Annotated in this window: 15 protein-coding genes; 9 read left to right on the top strand and 6 right to left on the bottom strand. The window is 40.4% G+C overall.

What is annotated here, in order from left to right; translation table 11 throughout:
* Positions 1 to 14 precede the first annotated feature (14 nt).
* The 5 genes from G3567_RS07805 to G3567_RS07785 all read left to right on the top strand — a co-directional run bounded on the left by G3567_RS07805 (position 15) and on the right by G3567_RS07785 (position 7,205).
* Positions 15 to 680 carry a ZIP family metal transporter gene (locus G3567_RS07805; RefSeq protein ID WP_164004777.1) on the top strand — a complete coding sequence of 222 codons (666 nt, stop codon included), beginning with the start codon at positions 15 to 17 and terminating at the stop codon, positions 678 to 680.
* Between the two features lie 80 nt (positions 681 to 760).
* Positions 761 to 2,152, top strand: coding sequence for a dihydrolipoyl dehydrogenase (gene lpdA, locus G3567_RS07800; protein ID WP_164004776.1), 1,392 nt, complete (start codon positions 761 to 763; stop codon positions 2,150 to 2,152).
* A gap of 68 nt (positions 2,153 to 2,220) precedes the next feature.
* Complete coding sequence (locus G3567_RS07795; RefSeq protein ID WP_164004775.1) at positions 2,221 to 3,012, top strand: TrmH family RNA methyltransferase; 792 nt, start codon at positions 2,221 to 2,223, stop codon at positions 3,010 to 3,012.
* A 24-nt stretch (positions 3,013 to 3,036) separates the two neighbouring features.
* Positions 3,037 to 4,737, top strand: coding sequence for a M23 family metallopeptidase (locus tag G3567_RS07790; RefSeq protein WP_164004774.1), 1,701 nt, complete (start codon positions 3,037 to 3,039; stop codon positions 4,735 to 4,737).
* An 11-nt stretch (positions 4,738 to 4,748) separates the two neighbouring features.
* Entirely contained in the window at positions 4,749 to 7,205 is a 2,457-nt protein-coding gene (locus tag G3567_RS07785) for a TonB-dependent receptor (protein WP_164004773.1), read from the top strand.
* Here the strand turns inward: G3567_RS07785 and G3567_RS07780 are convergent.
* Complete coding sequence (locus G3567_RS07780; protein ID WP_164004772.1) at positions 7,191 to 8,348, bottom strand: cysteine desulfurase family protein; 1,158 nt, start codon at positions 8,346 to 8,348, stop codon at positions 7,191 to 7,193. The genes G3567_RS07785 and G3567_RS07780 overlap by 15 nt on opposite strands.
* Positions 8,349 to 8,430: 82 nt before the next feature.
* Here G3567_RS07780 and G3567_RS07775 point away from each other — a divergent pair, with 82 nt between their 5' ends.
* The gene (locus G3567_RS07775; RefSeq protein WP_164004771.1) at positions 8,431 to 9,402 is read left to right on the top strand and encodes a hypothetical protein; all 972 of its coding nucleotides are present in this window, start codon (positions 8,431 to 8,433) and stop codon (positions 9,400 to 9,402) included.
* 1 nt (position 9,403) lies between these two features.
* On the opposite strand, the gene G3567_RS07770 is transcribed toward G3567_RS07775, so the two are convergent.
* Together G3567_RS07770 and G3567_RS07765 are read right to left on the bottom strand one after the other, a co-directional pair.
* The gene (locus G3567_RS07770) at positions 9,404 to 10,831 is read right to left on the bottom strand and encodes an SDR family oxidoreductase (RefSeq protein ID WP_164004770.1); all 1,428 of its coding nucleotides are present in this window, start codon (positions 10,829 to 10,831) and stop codon (positions 9,404 to 9,406) included.
* Between the two features lie 3 nt (positions 10,832 to 10,834).
* On the bottom strand, positions 10,835 to 11,260 hold the full coding sequence (locus tag G3567_RS07765; RefSeq protein ID WP_164004769.1) for a hypothetical protein: 426 nt from the start codon (positions 11,258 to 11,260) through the stop codon (positions 10,835 to 10,837).
* An 89-nt stretch (positions 11,261 to 11,349) separates the two neighbouring features.
* On the opposite strand from G3567_RS07765, the gene argS reads away from it, so the two are divergent.
* Positions 11,350 to 13,128: an arginine--tRNA ligase gene (argS, locus tag G3567_RS07760; protein ID WP_164004768.1), complete on the top strand. Its 1,779-nt coding sequence runs from the start codon at positions 11,350 to 11,352 to the stop codon at positions 13,126 to 13,128.
* A gap of 84 nt (positions 13,129 to 13,212) precedes the next feature.
* On the opposite strand, the gene G3567_RS07755 is transcribed toward argS, so the two are convergent.
* The 3 genes from G3567_RS07755 to G3567_RS07745 are packed head-to-tail and all read right to left on the bottom strand — an operon-like array spanning position 13,213 to position 16,710.
* On the bottom strand, positions 13,213 to 14,754 hold the full coding sequence (locus tag G3567_RS07755; RefSeq protein ID WP_164004767.1) for an acyl-CoA carboxylase subunit beta: 1,542 nt from the start codon (positions 14,752 to 14,754) through the stop codon (positions 13,213 to 13,215).
* Entirely contained in the window at positions 14,747 to 16,213 is a 1,467-nt protein-coding gene (gene accC, locus G3567_RS07750) for an acetyl-CoA carboxylase biotin carboxylase subunit (RefSeq protein WP_164004766.1), read from the bottom strand. The genes G3567_RS07755 and accC overlap by 8 nt, the downstream gene beginning before the upstream one ends.
* 11 nt (positions 16,214 to 16,224) lie before the next feature.
* Entirely contained in the window at positions 16,225 to 16,710 is a 486-nt protein-coding gene (locus G3567_RS07745) for a biotin/lipoyl-containing protein (protein WP_164004765.1), read from the bottom strand.
* 116 nt (positions 16,711 to 16,826) lie between these two features.
* Between G3567_RS07745 and G3567_RS07740 the strand changes: the two genes are divergently transcribed.
* Together G3567_RS07740 and G3567_RS07735 are read left to right on the top strand one after the other, a co-directional pair.
* A complete protein-coding gene (locus G3567_RS07740; protein WP_164004764.1) occupies positions 16,827 to 17,756 on the top strand; it encodes a DUF302 domain-containing protein in 930 nt (309 codons plus the stop codon).
* Positions 17,757 to 17,827: 71 nt separating this feature from the next.
* Positions 17,828 to 18,340 carry a DUF4199 domain-containing protein gene (locus tag G3567_RS07735; RefSeq protein ID WP_164004763.1) on the top strand — a complete coding sequence of 171 codons (513 nt, stop codon included), beginning with the start codon at positions 17,828 to 17,830 and terminating at the stop codon, positions 18,338 to 18,340.
* The last annotated feature ends 2 nt before the right edge of the window (positions 18,341 to 18,342 follow it).

Genomic DNA, 18,342 nt, shown 5'->3' with positions numbered 1-18,342 from the left:
ATTAAACCAAGCCTATGAATATACTTTTACCCATACTCGCAGTACTTATAGGTTTTGGGATCTCATATTTTCTTCATCGGAAATTAACAACAATCAACCTGTTACTTGCCTTTAGCGGATCTTTTTTACTATCGGTTACTGTTTTAGAGTTTCTACCCGATATTTATAATTCAGGGGGCAGTTCAGTCGGCGTTTTTATTTTAGGTGGTATTTTACTTCAGATTATTTTAGAATATTTATCCGGCGGAGCAGAACACGGGCATTTCCATCTTTCAAAAGAAAAGGAAAGCTTTCCTTTTGTCCTCTTTATCAGTTTATCGATCCACGCCTTTCTGGAAGGCATCCCCCTGCATGGCAACGAACATTTACTCTATGCCGTCATTGTGCATAAAGTTCCTATAGCCATTATTATAGCCTCATTTCTGTTCAATACCAATTTGTCAAAATTCAAAATAATCAGCTTTCTTGTTCTTTTTGCACTGATGACCCCACTTGGAAGTTTTGTTCAGAACAATACCACTTTACTTGATGGAATCAGCCTCTACCTAGATGCCATAGTTATCGGTATTTTTCTTCATGTGTCGACCACCATTCTATTCGAATCCTCAAAAGATCACAAATTCAATATTTACAAATTTGGCATTATCGTTTTGGGGATAGCTTTAGCCCTGGTTCTATAAATAAGACTGGTGTTTTAAGTGTAGAATTTGTGGATTATTCTTAATTTAGCGCTTTTAGAAATCTTAGCAAAAAAAATATTATGAGTAAATACGATGTTATAGTTTTAGGAAGTGGACCAGGCGGGTATGTTACGGCGATACGAGCATCTCAACTTGGTCTTAAAACAGCTGTTATTGAAAAAGAAAGTTTGGGTGGTGTTTGCCTCAACTGGGGATGTATCCCTACAAAAGCTTTACTAAAAAGTGCACAGGTTTTTCAATATTTGAACCATGCTGAAGATTACGGTCTTAAAGTAGATAATCCCGATAAAGACTTTACTAAAGTCGTCAAACGCAGCAGAGATATTGCTGAAGGAATGAGCAAAGGGGTTCAATTTCTGATGAAGAAAAACAAGATTGATGTCATCATGGGCTATGGAACCCTCAAAAAAGGAAAGAAAGTTTCAGTAAAAGATGATAAAGACAAGACTACCGAATATGAAGCAGATCATATAATCATCGCCACCGGAGCACATTCCAGAGAGTTGCCAAACTTGCCTCAGGATGGTAAAAAAGTGATAGGTTACAGAAAAGCCATGACGTTAGATAAGCAGCCAGAATCGATGATTGTTGTGGGGTCTGGTGCCATAGGTTCAGAGTTTGCGAGTTTCTATAACGATATGGGTACCAAAGTGACCTTGGTAGAATATTTACCAAACATCGTTCCTTTGGAAGATGAAGAAGTTTCAAAGCAATTCGAAAAAATATACAAAAAGAAAGGCATCAAGGTGATGACCAATTCTTCGGTAGAAAGCGTGGATACTTCCGGTAAAAAAGTAAAAGCAACAGTTAAAACCAAAAAAGGAGAAGAAACGATAGAAGCGGACATCGTTTTATCGGCTGTGGGAATCAAAACCCATATCGAAAACATCGGCCTGGAAGAGGTGGGAATCAAAACCGATAAGGATAAGATTACAGTCAACGATTTTTATCAGACCAACGTTCCTGGTTACTACGCCATTGGAGATGTAACGCCTGGTCCGGCCCTCGCTCACGTGGCTTCTGCAGAAGGCATCATTTGTGTTGAAAAAATAGCTGGTCAAAAAGTTGAAGCTCTGGATTACAGCAATATTCCTGGCTGTACGTATTCTAATCCTGAGATAGCCAGTGTTGGAATGACAGAAAAACAGGCCAAGGAAGCAGGGTATGAGATCAAAGTTGGAAAATTCCCATTCTCAGCTTCCGGTAAAGCAAGTGCCTCGGGGGCTAAAGATGGTTTTGTAAAAGTTATTTTTGATGCCAAATACGGAGAATGGTTGGGCTGCCACATGATTGGCGCTGGAGTAACCGATATGATTGCTGAAGCTGTTTTGGGCAGAAAACTTGAAACCACTGGTCATGAGGTTTTAAAGACTGTTCACCCGCATCCTACGATGAGTGAAGCAGTGATGGAAGCTACAGCAGCGGCTTACGATGAAGTCATTCATTTATAGACCTTAAGATTTATATACATATGAAGCTTCTGAAATTTGACTTTCAGAAGCTTTTTTAGCTTTGAATTATGAGGAAACACATTTCAAGCCTTAGCAACCCGCTCATCAAGCATTTGCTTTTGCTTCAGAAAAAATCCAGACTTCGGAAAACCTCCGGTGAATTTGTCATTGAAGGAATTCAAGAGCTCACCTATGCCATGGAAGCCAGGTATAGCCTAAAGCAAGTGCTGGTTTGCCCAGACATTTTCGAAGAGGACATCTCGCTGGATGCTTTAGACTGTGAAGTGCTGGAGATCTCTAAAGCCGTTTTTGAAAAAATCACTTACCGCTCTTCAACCGGGGGTGTGATAGCAGTTGCTGATTCCAAAGAACTGACGCTTGAAAAGTTAAAGTTTGAAACTAAATCGCCTTTAATTCTGGTAGCAGAAGCTCCGGAAAAACCAGGGAATATCGGTGCCTTGTTAAGGACCAGTGATGCTGCCCGTCTGGATGCCGTGATTATTGCCAATCCTAAAACAGACCTTTACAACCCCAATATTATTCGTTCCAGCGTAGGAACCCTGTTCACAAATTCTATTGCAACGGGAACAACTTCTGAAATAATTGATTACCTTAAGAAGCATAACATTCAAATTTTTGCCGCTGCACTCCAGGATTCCAGCTCATATCTGGAAGAAGCTTTTACAGGACCTGCTGCCTTTGTTGTAGGCACAGAGCACGAAGGCTTGTCCGAACACTGGAGGTCTGAAGCCTATAAGATCATCAATATACCAATGGAGGGTAAAGTAGACTCCCTTAATGTTTCCGTATCTGCTGCAATTCTTATTTTTGAAGCAAAACGACAACGCTTAAACTCATAATTTTAATTTTATAAACTCCCCTAAATGCGTCTTAAATACCTCATTCTAATCTATGTATTAAGCATCAGCACCCTGTATGCTCAAGGCGAAATTCCGAAAGATTATTTTGAAAAACCCCTGGACATACCGCTGTTACTTTCAGGTACTTTTGGGGAACTGCGGTCCAATCATTTCCATGCGGGAATGGATATCAAAACAAAGGGAGTCACAGGTCTGGCCGTTAAAGCTTCAGCAGAAGGATATGTAGGTCGAATCAAAATTCAACATGGCGGTTATGGCAAAGCCCTTTATGTTTATCATCCCAATGGTTATCAAAGTGTATACGCGCATTTAAATAATTTTTCACCTAAAATTGAAGCTTTGGTTAAAAAAGCCCAGTACCAGAAGGAATCTTATGAGATCGAGATATTTCCTTCAGATACAGAACTGAAGGTTGAGCAAGGCGAAATCATTGGATACAGTGGAAATTCTGGCTCAAGCGGAGGACCACATTTGCATTTTGAAATTCGGGATTATAGGTCGAAACCCATGAATCCGTTTTTATTCGGATTTGAGGACATCAAGGATTCAAAAAAACCTCAAATATTCGCCCTTCATGCTTATCCACTGAGTCCAAATTCTCACGTGAACGGTCAGACAGACCGCGTTCAGCTCAAATTAATTCAGCGCAATGATGGCAGCTACAGGACCGAACCTGTTAAAGCCTTTGGAACGATTGGATTTGGAATAGATGCTAACGACATTCTGGACTTAACTTACAATAAAAACGGTATCTATGCCGTAGTCACGAAGCTAAATGGAAAGCCTGTTTTTGAAGCCAGGTTCGACAAGTTTTCGTTCTCCGAATCCCGCTATATCAATCGTCTTATCGATTTTGAATACTATGCCACGGAAAGGCGAAGAATCCAAAAACTTTTTTTGGAGCCTAACAACCCTTTAAGTCTGTATAAGGATCTTTATAACGACGGGAGCGTCACTATTGAGAAAGACAATCTCGATCAAAGTTTTCAGATTTTGGTTTCAGACTTTAGAGGGAACACGCAATCCATAGTCATTCCGCTAATTACAGAGGTCAGGGAAAATCTAATTCCGAAGGCTGTAAAAGAAACCGACTATTTTGCCAAAGCAAATTCAGCTTCTGTTTTTGAAGAAGGTAAAATCGACGTTTATATTCCAAAAGATGCGCTTTATGAAGACATCTATCTGGATATTGACATAGAAGGTTTGAGTGTAAAATTACACGACCCTACTACTCCACTGCATAAATCACTTACGCTGGGATTTGACGTTAGCCAGTATAGCCCGGAAGATCAAGCTAAACTTTATATCGCTTCGGTAACCCCCTGGGACAGCAACTATTACGTAAGCACCTATAAAAAGAAAGACAGGCTAACCACAAAGGTGAACGAATTTGGAACTTATCGGTTATTTGAAGATACCAAAGCACCAACCATAAAGCCTAAAAACTTCAGAGACAAGCAGTGGGTTTCTAATTTCAGGTTCCTGGAGCTGGAAATTGACGATGAAGACACGGGCATTGAAAATTATAGAGCAACCGTGAACGGCGAATTTATCCTGATGGAATATGATTATAAGACCAAAACCCTTACCCATGATTTTAACGATGGGAGAATTTCTGATACTAAAAATGAATTAAAAGTCGTTGTTACAGATAAGGTGGGAAATACTGCTATATTTGAGGCAGTATTTTTCAGGAAAAACTAATTCCATCAGACTTGAAATATCTTTATTTATTCCTTTTTGTTGTTTGCACTACGGCAGTTTTTTCTCAAACAGGTAATGTTCAAGGAATTATTTTTGACGAAGACCAAAATCCTGTTCCCTTTGCAAATATCAGTTCTTCATCGTCGGGGACCGTCTCCAATCTCAATGGATTTTACAGACTTAGCCTACCCGCCAATCAAAGTTTAGAATTAAAAATATCCCATGTGGGGTATAAACCCATTACAGTCAAACTCAGTTTAAAACCCAATCAGATAGAAGAGATCAACTTCGTTTTAAAGACCACTATTGAACAGATGGGTGAGGTATTTCTTCAGAATGAAAAAAGAACCAGAGTTGAGGGGGTGACGACGCTTTCGCCTGAAACCGTTCGCAAGATTCCCGGAGCCAATGCCGGTGTGGAGAATCTTTTGAAAACCCTGCCTGGAGTGAATTCCAACAACGAGCTAAGCACCCAGTACTCTGTAAGAGGGGGAAACTATGATGAGAACCTGGTCTATGTGAACGATATTGAGATTTACAGACCATTTCTAATACGAAGTGGACAGCAGGAAGGTCTGAGTTTTGTGAATACCGATTTGGTGAGAAACGTTGAATTTTCTGCAGGAGGCTTCAAAGCCAGGTATGGTGATAAAATGTCTTCGGTTTTGGATATAGAATACAGAAGACCCGTAAGTTTTGGAGGGAGTTTTGAAGCCAGTTTCCTGGGCGGAAGTGCTTCTGTAGAGGGTGTTTCCGAAGACAAGAAACTATCGGCTATCCTAGGCATGAGGTACAGAGACAATTCTCTTTTTGTCAATTCGAAAGATATAGAGGCTAATTTTAAACCCAGATTTGCAGACGTTCAGACCTTTTTGACTTACCAGTTCAACTCAAAATTTGAATTGAGTTTTCTTGGAAATATAGCCATCAACAGCTACAATTATGAGCCGATAACCCGGCAAACCAATTTCGGAACCATAACCGAGCCTAAGGCTTTACTGGTTTTTTATGAAGGCGAAGAAGAAGACAAATACGAAACCTATTTTGGAGCCTTCAAAGCCACCTATAAACCAAACGACAGATATGTTGGAAAGCTTATTGCTTCTGCTTACCATACGAAAGAGCAGGAATATTTCGATATCCTTGCCAATTACCGGCTGGGAAACGTCAGTACAGATTTTGGAGATGGTAACCTTGGTGAGGTAGAATTTACCGAAGGGGCCGGTTCTCAGTTTACGCATGCCAGGAATAACCTGGATGCCTTGATCGTTAATCTTCAGCACCTGGCAAGCTATCAGATCGATGAACACCTTCTGGAGTTCGGTGCGAAATTTACACATGAAGACATTCGGGACCGCTTAAAGGAATACGAGGTCATTGACTCTGCCGGTTTTAGCATCAGACCTCCACTACCCGATTTTGCCAACGATCAGCCTTACAATCCATTTGATGCTCCCCTAGAAGTTTTCCAAAGCATAAGGGCACGTAATTCAACAAAAATTGACAGAATCTCAGCCTTCCTGCAATGGAGCTACAGAACGCGCCTTGGAGATTCAAAGTTATGGATGAATGCCGGACTCAGAACTCAGTCCTGGAGAGTTTCCGGTAAAAACATCAATTCAACCACCCAACACATCTGGAGTCCGAGAGCTCAAATCTCTTTAAAACCAAATTGGGACAAGGACATGTTATTTCGGCTTTCCGGGGGATTTTATCACCAGCCTCCGTTTTACAGAGCGCTTAGAGATTCTACCGGAACGGTCATTCCCACGGTAGAGGCTCAAAAGTCCTTTCACGTGGTCGCCGGTAACGATTACAGTTTTAAAATGTGGGACAGACCTTTTAAACTGATTACGGAAGCCTATTATAAAAAACTAGAGGATGTCAATCCCTATACCATAGAGAACGTGAGAATTCGATACCGAGCCAGAAACGATGCCGAAGCTTATGCTTACGGACTGGATATGAGGCTCAATGGGGAATTTGTTCCAGGGACGGAAAGCTGGTTCAGCTTTGGCTTTTTAAAAACTCAGGAGCGCCTGGGCCAGCGGGAGTACATTGCAAGGCCTACAGACCAGCGACTCAAATTTGCTGCCTTATTTCAGGATTATGTTCCCAGGATGCCTAAACTGAAACTTTACCTGAACCTGGTTTATAACACGGGCTTGCCCGGAGGTTCTCCCCAGTTTGAAGACCCCTATGACTTTCAAACCCGTCTACCCGATTATCAGCGCGTAGACGTGGGTTTTTTCTATGCTTTAAAGGAACCGAATGACAACCTCAGCAAAAATGACTGGCTAAGCATTTTTGAAAGTGTGGAGCTGGGTTTTGAAGTCTTCAATATGTTTGACCGGTTAAACTCCATCACAAACACCTTTGTAAGAGATGCTTCGACTCGAAACCAGTTTGCCATTCCTAACTTTTTGAGTCCACGGGTTTTAAATTTAAAACTCTCAGTTCGCTTCTGAAAGAGCTAAGCTTTTCAACGTAGAGATCACGTAATCCAATTCTTTTGGGGTTGTGAATTTTGAAAATGAAAATCGAATACCCGGATAATCCAGCTTTTCACCGTAAACTTCATTTAACACAAAAGAACCCAACTGAGCACCGCTCTGGCATGCGCTGCCCTTGGAACAGGCTATTCCTTTGAGGTCCAGCTGAAAAAGCATCATATCAGATTCTGAAACCGAAAGTGGAATACTCACATTCACCAGGGTATAGGTGCTATTCTCCAAATCTCCGGAAAGCCCGTTGAAGCGTATGCCCGGTATTTCGGCTTTCAAAGAAGTCATGAAGTGTTTTTTTAAGGACTTGATGTACTTTGATTCTTCTTTCAGGTTGGAACAGGCCAGTTCCAGAGCTCTTTGCATACCGACTATATTATGAACACTTTCAGTCCCTGCTCTTAGCTCCCGCTCCTGTGAGCCTCCATGAATAAAAGGCTTAAGATGGCTTCTGCTTTTGACGTATAAAAACCCGACCCCTTTGGGACCATGAAATTTATGAGCACTAACAGCGATAAAATCAACAGGTATCTCTGAAAGATTCATTTCATAATGCCCTACAGACTGAACGGTATCACTATGGAAATAAGCCTTGTGTTTCTGGCATAATTCACCCACGGCTTTAATATCCAGGATGTTTCCGATTTCATTATTGATGTGCATTAAAGAGACAAGCGTTTTAGCAGTAGGATTTTCAGCTAAAAGCTGTTCCAAATGCGCTAAATCGACAGAGCCATTCTCATCTAAATTGACAAACTGAAGATCGATTTTATGTTCCGCATCCAAAAACTCAAGGCAGTTCAAAACGGCATGATGTTCTATTCTGGAGGAGATAATCCGGGTCACGCCGAGATCTCTCACCGCACAGGAAATAGCCATATTATCGGCTTCAGTTCCGCCAGAGGTAAAGACGATATTTGACGGAGAGACATTGAGTAAAGAGGCAATCGATTTCCTTGCTGTCTCCACTGCTGCCTTGGCTTTTCTGCCAAAGGCATGCGTAGAAGAAGGATTTCCAAAATTTGACCGCATACTTTCATGCATCGCTGAAATCACTTCATCATCGATCTGAGTCGTTGCGGCGTTATCTAAATAAACTGTTTCCATGACTTAAAATTATTTTACAAAATTAATTTAAATTTTAATGGAATCTCTTTAGTATCTTATATTTGAGCCTAGATTTAAGAAAATGAAAAAACTAGTTATACTTTCCATCAGTCTGCTTGCTCTCATAGCTTGTGATGACGGGGATATCATTGTAAGCGATTTTAATTTTAATGAAGAATCCAATTTAAATCTTTGTGAATTTGATAATAACCGAAAAGTACTCCACATCGTAACGGAGTCGAATGAAGCTATTGCTTTCACTTTTCAACGAGACATCCTTGAGAATATCATAGATGTTATAAATCCAGATGGTTTTTCAGTTCCCATCAACAATTCAAACCTGGTCAATTTCAGAAGACTGGACGCCAGTGTGAGTAGTGATGCCTATTTCTGCGGGGAAATTCCACCCAGCCAGCCCAATGTTATTGAAGAGTATGAAAGCACTTCAGGAGGGAGTGTGGAATTTACGATAACAAGAGAATCTGATCCCGATGTGGATACGGATGCTGACGGCATACCCGATTTAGAGGAAAGACCGATAGATGAAAACGGGAATTTTACAGGCACTGTTTTCAATTTGGATACAGATAACGATGGAATACCCAATTTTCTTGACATCGATGATGACAATGATAATATTCCTACCATTTCAGAGCTTAATGCCGCAGCTGCCAATGAAATCAACGCTGACACCGACGGTGATGGAATTCCCAACTACCTTGACGCAGATGACGATGGCGACGGGGTGATTACACGCTATGAGGATCTCAATGCTTTAGACACTGGCGTTCCCCCTGCACAAACAGATTTAAATCCAAGAGATGATGATACCGATCAGGATGGAATTCCAAATTACCTGGATACTGACAGTTCAGAATCTTTAGTGGTAGATTATTATAGAACTAATCAAATTTCAAGAAGCTTTAATATCACTGTGGTTTTCAATAATATCACCCTTAAGAATACAGCTTCAGAACGGACTATCCGACTGGATTCTCAAGGTTTTGGAGTCTTTAGCTTAACCACAGAGGATGAAATCTTATCCTTTAGATAGTTCAAGGTTTGCAGATTTGTAACAGCATGCCGTTAAATATGAAATAGTGAAAAGGCAGCATAGAGTACCAGTATAGCCTTCCCTTCAATCCTCTGGGCCTAAACGTGGCATTTTGATGAACAACATCCTCATCGTCGATATAAAATTCTAACCAGGCTTCCCCCGGAATTTTCATTTCGGCGAATAAAAGCAGTCGTCGTTCTTCTTTGTCGGCCATGAGCACCCTCCAGAAATCCAGAGAATCCCCGATATTGATTTTATCTGAGTTTGTTCTTCCTCTTCTCAAGCCCACTCCACCAAAGAGCTTATCTATGTACCCTCTTATTTTCCAAAGCGTGTTGGCATAATACCAACCCGTTTTTCCGCCAATCGCCCAGATTTTTTCCAAAGCCTTGTGCGGATTCTCAGCCTTCATAGACTGGCGATCATGCAAACACCCGTATTTGGGAACTTTGATGTATTTATTTAAGTCTTTCTGAGAATAACGACTGCTTACTTTTGAATCTTTCCAGCTGGAAATGACTTGGTTTTGCTCAATTTTAACAAAAGCCATCTGTATAGCTTCTTCATAGGTATGAGGCTCTATGTTGAGCATATCCTGAAGGCGACAATCTTTTGCAATCACATTCACCCGCATGCTATCTACAAGATTCGTCGCCAGTTTATAAGAGGTGGAAGTCACAAAATATAACCAGTAAGACGAGAGCTTGGGAGTCATCACCGGTACATTGAAAATCGTTAGATTCAACTCTCTGACTTTCGCATATTTCTTCATCATCTCCTTATAGGTAAGCACATCGGGGCCTCCGATATCAAATGAATCATTATAGGTTTCCTCTTTGCCCAAAACACCCGTAAGGAATTTCAAAACGTCGCGAATTCCAATTGGCTGGCACTTGGTATTAACCCACTTCGGCGTAACCATTATTGGTAATTTTTCACATAAATCCCTAAGAATCTCGAAGGAAGCACTTCCTGAACCGACGATTATACCAGCCCTCACTACTGTCAGCTTATAATCTCCCTTATAAAGAATAGACTCCACGTTTTTTCGAGATTCAAGGTGTTCCGAAAGGTTGTCTTCATTCACGATACCGCTCAGAAAAATCACCTGCTCAACATTGGTGTCTTTCATGTAAGCATTAAAATTCTCCGCAGTAGTTTGTTCTTTTTTTGAAAAATTGGACATCGAACTCGTCATGGAATGAACGAGATAATAAGCCGCGTCAATATCTTTCGGAAAGAGGTTTGGCTTCACCTCATCCAGCAAGTCCACTTCAATTATTTCTATTTTCTTTTTGGTTTCTTTATCGACAGAAAGCCGATCTGCACTTCTTACAGCACAAACCACCTCATGGCCTTCATCCAAAAGCATGGGCAGTACCCGCATTCCTATATATCCGTTGGCACCTGTAAGAAGTATTTTCATAAGTTAGTATTTTTCAAAATCGCTGGAAAAGTGATCTGATTTATATTTTAAAATTTTTTTCAAAAATTCGTGATTCCGTTTTTCTTTGGCCTCAACTTTTACGAAATAATTATCCATGTAAATGGAGTAAACCTTAGACTGACCTTTGTACAATTTGAGTTTGTAATACGGAATAACCAGCGCATAAGTTTCGAGTAAAGATCTAAAGGTGACAATAATTCCTTTGGGTCTCATCTCAACACCACAAATATTCAAATTGTTGTCTAAAATAAGAAGATTATAGATCTGAATGCTCGATGAGTGAATATTCAGTTTTCCTGAACCTATACCGCCCAGTTTGATACGTTCCATGATTGTAAAGGGCTTACCAACTTCTTCAATGATCTGCTCTTTTATTTTAGGCCTATTGTAAGATACATTTAAAAGCATTTTTTCTTTGAAATATACTTAATTCCACTCGCTCTTCTGGGAATAGCCTCTAATTTTTAGATTATCTTTGCAACTGAAATACAATTACTATGACCCTAGAAGCAAAACTTTCTAAGCACATATCAAATTACTTAAAAGAAACGCATCAAGTGGATGTTGAATCCTTTGAATTTCAACTCACTAGAAAAGAATTTGAAGGCGATCTAACGCTTGTGGTTTTTCCTCTTTTGAAATACATAAAAACCAATCCCGTTCAATTGGGTGAACAAATTGGCGAATATCTTACAAAATCATCTGATGTAATTTCAAAATTCAATGTGGTTAAAGGATTTCTGAATTTATCACTGGCTGAATCTTACTTTTCAGACCTGATCAAAAACATGCGAGAGGACCAAAATTTTGGTTTTAAAGAAGCAAGCCCTGAAAGCGACAAGGTGATGGTAGAATATTCTTCTCCAAACACCAATAAGCCTTTACACCTGGGCCATGTCAGAAATAATCTTCTTGGATTTTCAGTAGCTGAAATTCAAAAAGCAGCCGGAAAACAAGTCTATAAAACTCAGATCATCAACGACCGCGGCATCCATATTTGTAAAAGCATGGTGGCCTGGCAGAAATTCGGAGATGGAGAAACGCCTAAAACCTCGGGAGTCAAAGGAGATCATTTAGTTGGTAAGTATTATGTAGAATTTGACAAGGCTTACAAAGTAGAAATTGAAGAACTTGTACAAAAAGGAAAGATTGTAGAAGAAGCCAAAAAAGAGGCCCCAATCTTTGTTGAAGCCCAAAACATGCTCAAAAAATGGGAAGCAGGTGATACCGAAGTCGTTGAACTTTGGAAAACCATGAACCAGTGGGTATATGACGGCTTCGAAATTACCTATGCTAACCTGGGAGTGGATTTCGATAAAAATTATTATGAAAGTGAAACTTACCTTTTGGGTAAAGATCACATCAATACCGGACTGGAAAGCGGCGTTTTCTTCAAAAAAGAAGATGGCAGCGTATGGATAGATCTTTCTGAAGAAGGTCTGGATGAAAAAATAGTGCTAAGATCAGACGGTACAGCTGTCTATATGACACAGGATATCGGAACCGCTATCCAAAGGATTTCGGATTACGAGATCGACGAAATGATCTTCACCGTTGGAAACGAACAGGATTACCACTTCAAAGTTTTATTTCTGATTCTGAAGAAATTAGGCTTTGAATGGGCAGACCATCTCTTTCACCTGAGTTATGGTATGGTCGATTTACCTAGCGGTAAAATGAAAAGCCGGGAGGGGAATGTTGTAGATGCAGACGATTTGATCGAAGAAATGATTTCGACAGCAAAATCCATTTCCCAGGAACTCGGCAAACTAGAAGGCTATGATGAGGAAGAGAGAAACGAGCTATACAGAATGATAGGTCTGGGAGCGCTAAAGTATTACATCCTGAAAGTGGATCCAAAAAAGCGAATCCTGTTTGATCCAAAAGAGTCTGTAGATTTTCAAGGGAATACAGGACCTTTTATACAGTACACTTACGCCAGAATTCAATCCATACTGAGAAAGGCAGATCAGGAAGTGACCACTTTAGATTTGTCCAAGTATCAGTTTGACGTCAAAGAGAAAGCCTTAATCAAGATGTTGAATCAGTTTCCGGAGATCATTCAACAGGCAGCAGAGCAGTATAGTCCTGCGCTTGTCGCGAATTATGTGTATGACTTGGTGAAAGAGTTCAATTCCTTCTATCAAAACATTTCAATTCTGGGAGCAGATGAACCTCAGCAAATCGAATTTAGAGTGGAACTTGCCAGACTTGTTGGTGAAGTCATTCAGAAAAGCTTTAAAGTGCTTGGAATTGATGTTCCTCAACGCATGTAATTCTAAGTTTGAATAAAGCACGAGCGGGATTATAAAAATTCAATTCAACAAAAAAACCTCATTTCTGAGGTTTTTTTGTTGAATCTATAATGGAATATTTCCGTGTTTTCGTTTGGGGCGCTGCACCTCTTTGTTTTCGAGCATGGCAAAAGCTTTGATCAGTTTTCTGCGTGTATCTCTCGGCATAATCACTTCGTCAATAAAGCCTCTTTGTGCCGCTTTAAATGGATTGGCGAAGGTTTCGGCATATTCAGCTTCTTTTTCAGATAATTTCAATTCAGAATCTTCTGCTTCCTGAATTTCCTTTCTGAAAATAATTTCCGAAGCGCCTTTTGCTCCCATTACAGCAATCTCAGCCGTTGGCCAGGCAAAATTAAGGTCAGCGCCAATGTGCTTGGAATTCATCACATCATAGGCGCCTCCATAGGCTTTTCTCGTTATAACGGTAACGCGGGGTACTGTAGCCTCACTTAAGGCATAGAGCAGTTTAGCACCATGTAAAATAATACCGTTCCATTCCTGGTCTGTACCTGGCAAAAATCCGGGAACATCCACCAGGACGAGTAAGGGAATATTAAACGCGTCACAAAACCTGACGAATCTGGCTGCTTTCTTAGAAGCATCCACGTCGAGAACGCCAGCCAGGCTCATAGGCTGATTGGCCACAACGCCAACACTCCTTCCTCCTATTCTGGAGAAACCTACCAGAATATTTTCAGCATAATTTTTATGAACTTCAAAAAAGGAATCCTTATCGATAATACCCCGAATCACTTCATGCATGTCATAAGGTTTGTTGGGACTATCGGGTATGAGTGAATCCAGGTTTTCACGAAGTTCATCATCAAATTCCATTGGAAGATGTTGAGCCGTCTCCCTATTGTTTTGTGGAATATAACTCAATAAAACCTTGATGTGTTCTAAGCACTCCACATCATTCACCGAGGTAAAATGGGTCACACCAGACTTGGTAGAATGCGTACTTGCTCCGCCTAGTTCCTCAGAGGTCACTTCCTCATTGGTAACCGTTTTCACAACATTGGGGCCGGTCACAAACATATAACTGGTATTTTCTACCATAAACGTAAAATCGGTCATCGCCGGTGAATATACCGCCCCTCCCGCACAGGGGCCCATAATGGCGGAGATTTGAGGCACGACTCCAGAGGCCTGCACGTTTCTGTAAAAAATATCGGCATACCCTCCAAGCGACCTTACGCCTTCTTGAATTCTTGCCCCACCGGAATCGTTGAGTCCGATGATGGGCGCACCTACTTTAACAGCATGATCCATCAACTTACAGATCTTTTCGGCGTGGGTTTCTGATAAAGCCCCACCAAAGACCGTGAAATCCTGAGCATAGACATACACCAGCTTGTTGTTTACCGTTCCATAACCTGTAACCACCCCATCCCCATAATAGATTTGATTCTGCATCCCGAACTCTGTGGTTCTGTGAGTTACAAGGGCTCCCATTTCTTCAAAGGAGCCTTCATCCAGGAGATAATTTACCCGTTCTCTGGCGGTTAATTTTTTCTTTTCGTGTTGTTTATCGATTCGCTTTTGACCTCCGCCAAGTTTGGCTTGGTCGAGTTTATCTTGAAGTATTTTTATGTTTTTACTCATGGGTTTTAATTTCTGAAGTGACTTTTGGTAAACGTAATTTTTTCTGATCAGCCTGATACTGCTTCATCGCCATCAAAGCGGCTAAATAAGCCTCTTCTTTTTCTTCCTCCTCCAGAATTTCCGGGGTATAAAAGTTTTTGACAAAATGCGTATCAAAATCTCCTGAGCGAAAAGCTTCATGATTAAACACAAACTTTCCAAACGGCAAAGTTGTCGCGACGCCTTTCACTTCGTAAAGTTTGATAGCTTCCAGCATGAGTTGCAAGGCAGCTTCACGATCGGCTCCATAAGTGATGAGTTTGGACAACATGGGATCGTAATAGATAGGAATTTCCATACCTTCTTCAAATCCATCATCTACGCGTATTCCCTCACCACTTGGTTTCCTGTATCGCTCCAGGGTTCCCACACTTGGAAGAAAATCATCGGTAGGGTCTTCGGCATAGACTCTCAATTCCAGAGCATGTCCGTTAATTTTCAAATCCTTTTGTTCTATCTGCAAAACCTCTCCCCTGGCAATTCGGATTTGCTGTTCAACTAAATCCACGCCAGTAATAAGTTCAGTAACGGGATGTTCTACCTGGAGCCGAGTATTCATTTCCAGGAAGTAGAAATTTTTATGTTCATCCATCAGAAATTCAACTGTTCCAGCCCCCACATAATCACAAGATTTTGCCACATCGATAGCGGCCTGTCCCATCTTTTCTCTCAATTCCGGGCTTAAGATCGTAGAAGGCGCTTCCTCTACGACCTTCTGGTGTCTTCTTTGAATCGAACATTCACGCTCAAACAGATGCAGCACGTGACCATGGGTGTCTGCCAAAATCTGAATTTCGATATGTCGGGGGGAGCCCACATATTTTTCAATGAAAACAGCACCATTTCCAAAAGCAGATTCTGCTTCACTAATGGCCCGTTTCATCTGCTCTTCGAGTTTACTTTCGGCGTCAACCACACGCATACCTTTACCTCCACCCCCGGCTGAGGCTTTGATAAGAATAGGATAGCCTATTTGTTTGGCGATTTCTTTGGCTTTTTGCGTATCTGTAATGGCCTCATCTATGCCGGGTACCATAGGGATGTCGTATGTTTTTACAGTTTCCTTGGCTGAAAGTTTATCTCCCATAATGCGAATGGCATGGGACTTGGGACCTATAAACGTCAGGCCGTTTTTCTCTACGTTTTCAGCAAAGTCTGCATTTTCACTTAAAAATCCATATCCGGGATGAATGCCGTCTACATCGTGAGACTTGGCAATTTCAATAATTTTATCGCCTAATAAATAGGACTGATTGGAAGGTGCCGGGCCTACGCAAATCGCTTCATCGGCAAATCTGACGTGAGGGGCATTCCTGTCTGCTTCGGAAAAAATAGCCACGGTTTTGATCCCCATTTGCTTGATGGTTTTCATGACTCTTAAGGCTATCTCTCCCCGGTTTGCAACTAATATTTTCTTCATTGTAACGTGATTTATTCCATTTCGATTAAAACCTCATTCTTACTAACAGTCTTTCCCTTTTCTATAGTTATGGATTTGATAACCGCATCTCTGGGTGCCAGGATAGTGTTTTCCATCTTCATCGCTTCCAAAACCAACAAATTATCGCCTTCGTTCACTTCCTGACCAACTTCCACCATCACATCCAGAATCATCCCGGGCATGGGCGCTTTGATTTCATTGATGACCTGGTGAGCGGATAAGGAAAGTCCCATGTCCTTAATCAGGACATCAAGTTCATTTGATATCTGAACCTGATAGAGATTGGAATTGATTTTAACTGTATACGTTCTATTTAAAAAATCTGAAGCGACTAATTCTGAAGTTACCGACTTATCTTTGACAAGCAAATGATGGGTTCCAGAAGTGGTTTTCTGAACATCTAAGTTTTGAATTTGGTGTTGTTCAAATTCAAACTCATAGACATCATTTACTTTGACTTTTAGCAAATGTTTCATGGTTTCTTATAGTTTGATGGTAAATATAAAAGATTTAAAAGCTTCTGCTTTATATATTCGGTCAAATCGAAGACGAATAGTTTCTATTTTGGTAGATTTGTTAAAAAGCAAAACCAATGCACAACAGATTCCAAATTATATTTCCTGTCCTACTCTCCTTTTTTGTCATTTCCTGCATAGACAATCCTGAAAAAAAAGACATTTCAAAAATTGATGAACAAGTTTCACCCGGATTAATTTTTACCAAAACCGACGACTTAAAAGAAGCAGCCGAAAATTTTAAATCCTATGTAAACACAGACAGGACCCTGGAGATTTCTACAGACATAGATCACGCTGAAAATGCAAAAAACATCAACCTTGAGTTAGGTTTTAATCAGGTCTTTTTCATAGATAATCCAAGATACAGTGTGCCCTTAATTAAAGTAAATCCATTGATGGCTTTAGAATTTCCTGTGAGAATAGGGTTTTATAGTATGGATAGTGAAAAGTTTGTTGTCGCCAGAAGTGAAGACTATTTCCTGAAGCGCTATAACCTGCCTAAAAGTGCGGCGTTGAGAAGCATTGGAGCTCTTTCGGAAACCTTTTTGAAGCAAAGCAGCAAGGCAGCGTATACACAAACTTCTCCAATAGACTCTTTAGATTATAATGGCATAGTCACTTTAAAAAGCACGAAAGATTATAAGGAGACCGTTGCTTCGATTGAAAAAATGATTGAGAACAATGGCGATTTAACAGGTTTTGAATCTAAAGACTTTTCAAAAGATGCTGAAGAAATCAGTCTTGAGCTGAAGCCTCTTCACCTATTTGTATTTGGAAATCCAAAAGTCGGCACTCAGCTTATGAAGCAAAATCCTAATTTCTCCATTGACCTTCCGCTCAAAGTACTTGTAGAGGAAAAGGAAGGCGGGCAGGTTTCGGTTCATTTCCATGAGTTGTCCTTCACGGCAAAATTACATGGAGAAGAATTTGAAAATGACTTACCCACCAAGATCACAAAAAACCTGAAAGAAATGCTTACTGAAGCTATTTCAGATGAAAAGTAAAACTAAGAGGAAGAATTAAAACCTTTAAAATGTAGGCTATTGCTTATATTTGCGAATTACAAAACTTATATATGCATCAAGATATTCCTGTAAAACCTTACGCTACGAGATTTGGCTCTCTCTTTGGAGCCTATTCTATTCTCATCTTAGTTTTGCTTTATGCGTTCAATTATGAGTCCAATACCATGATTTCAATTATGAATTTTGTTATCACGGTAGCTATTGTCTGGTATGCCATTCATCTTTACAAAATTGATAATGACGGTCTTATAGATCTTACAACCTCCATTAAATTAGGCTTATCCATTGGTGTCATTGGCGGTTTAATCTATGCGTTCTACACCTATATGCATTATGAATTTATTCAGCCCGAATTTATCGCAGACATGAAAGCCAGTATGGAAGCTGAAATGGAAGCTGAAATTCAGCAGCAACAAATGAGTGAAGAAGAAGCTGAAATGACAAAAGGTTTATCGGGTATTTTTGCGTCTCCATTTGTGCTTGCCACACTTGGCCTGATCTCCATTATTTTTAAAACCTTTTTGGTCGGTCTTATCGTTGGGATGATTAAACGAAACAATTGATC

The organism is Psychroflexus aurantiacus (genome assembly GCF_010820555.1).
Classification (GTDB): Bacteria; Bacteroidota; Bacteroidia; order Flavobacteriales; family Flavobacteriaceae; genus Psychroflexus; species Psychroflexus aurantiacus.
Note: the sequence above shows the minus strand (reverse complement) of the source record. Positions and strands in the feature narration are given on the sequence as shown.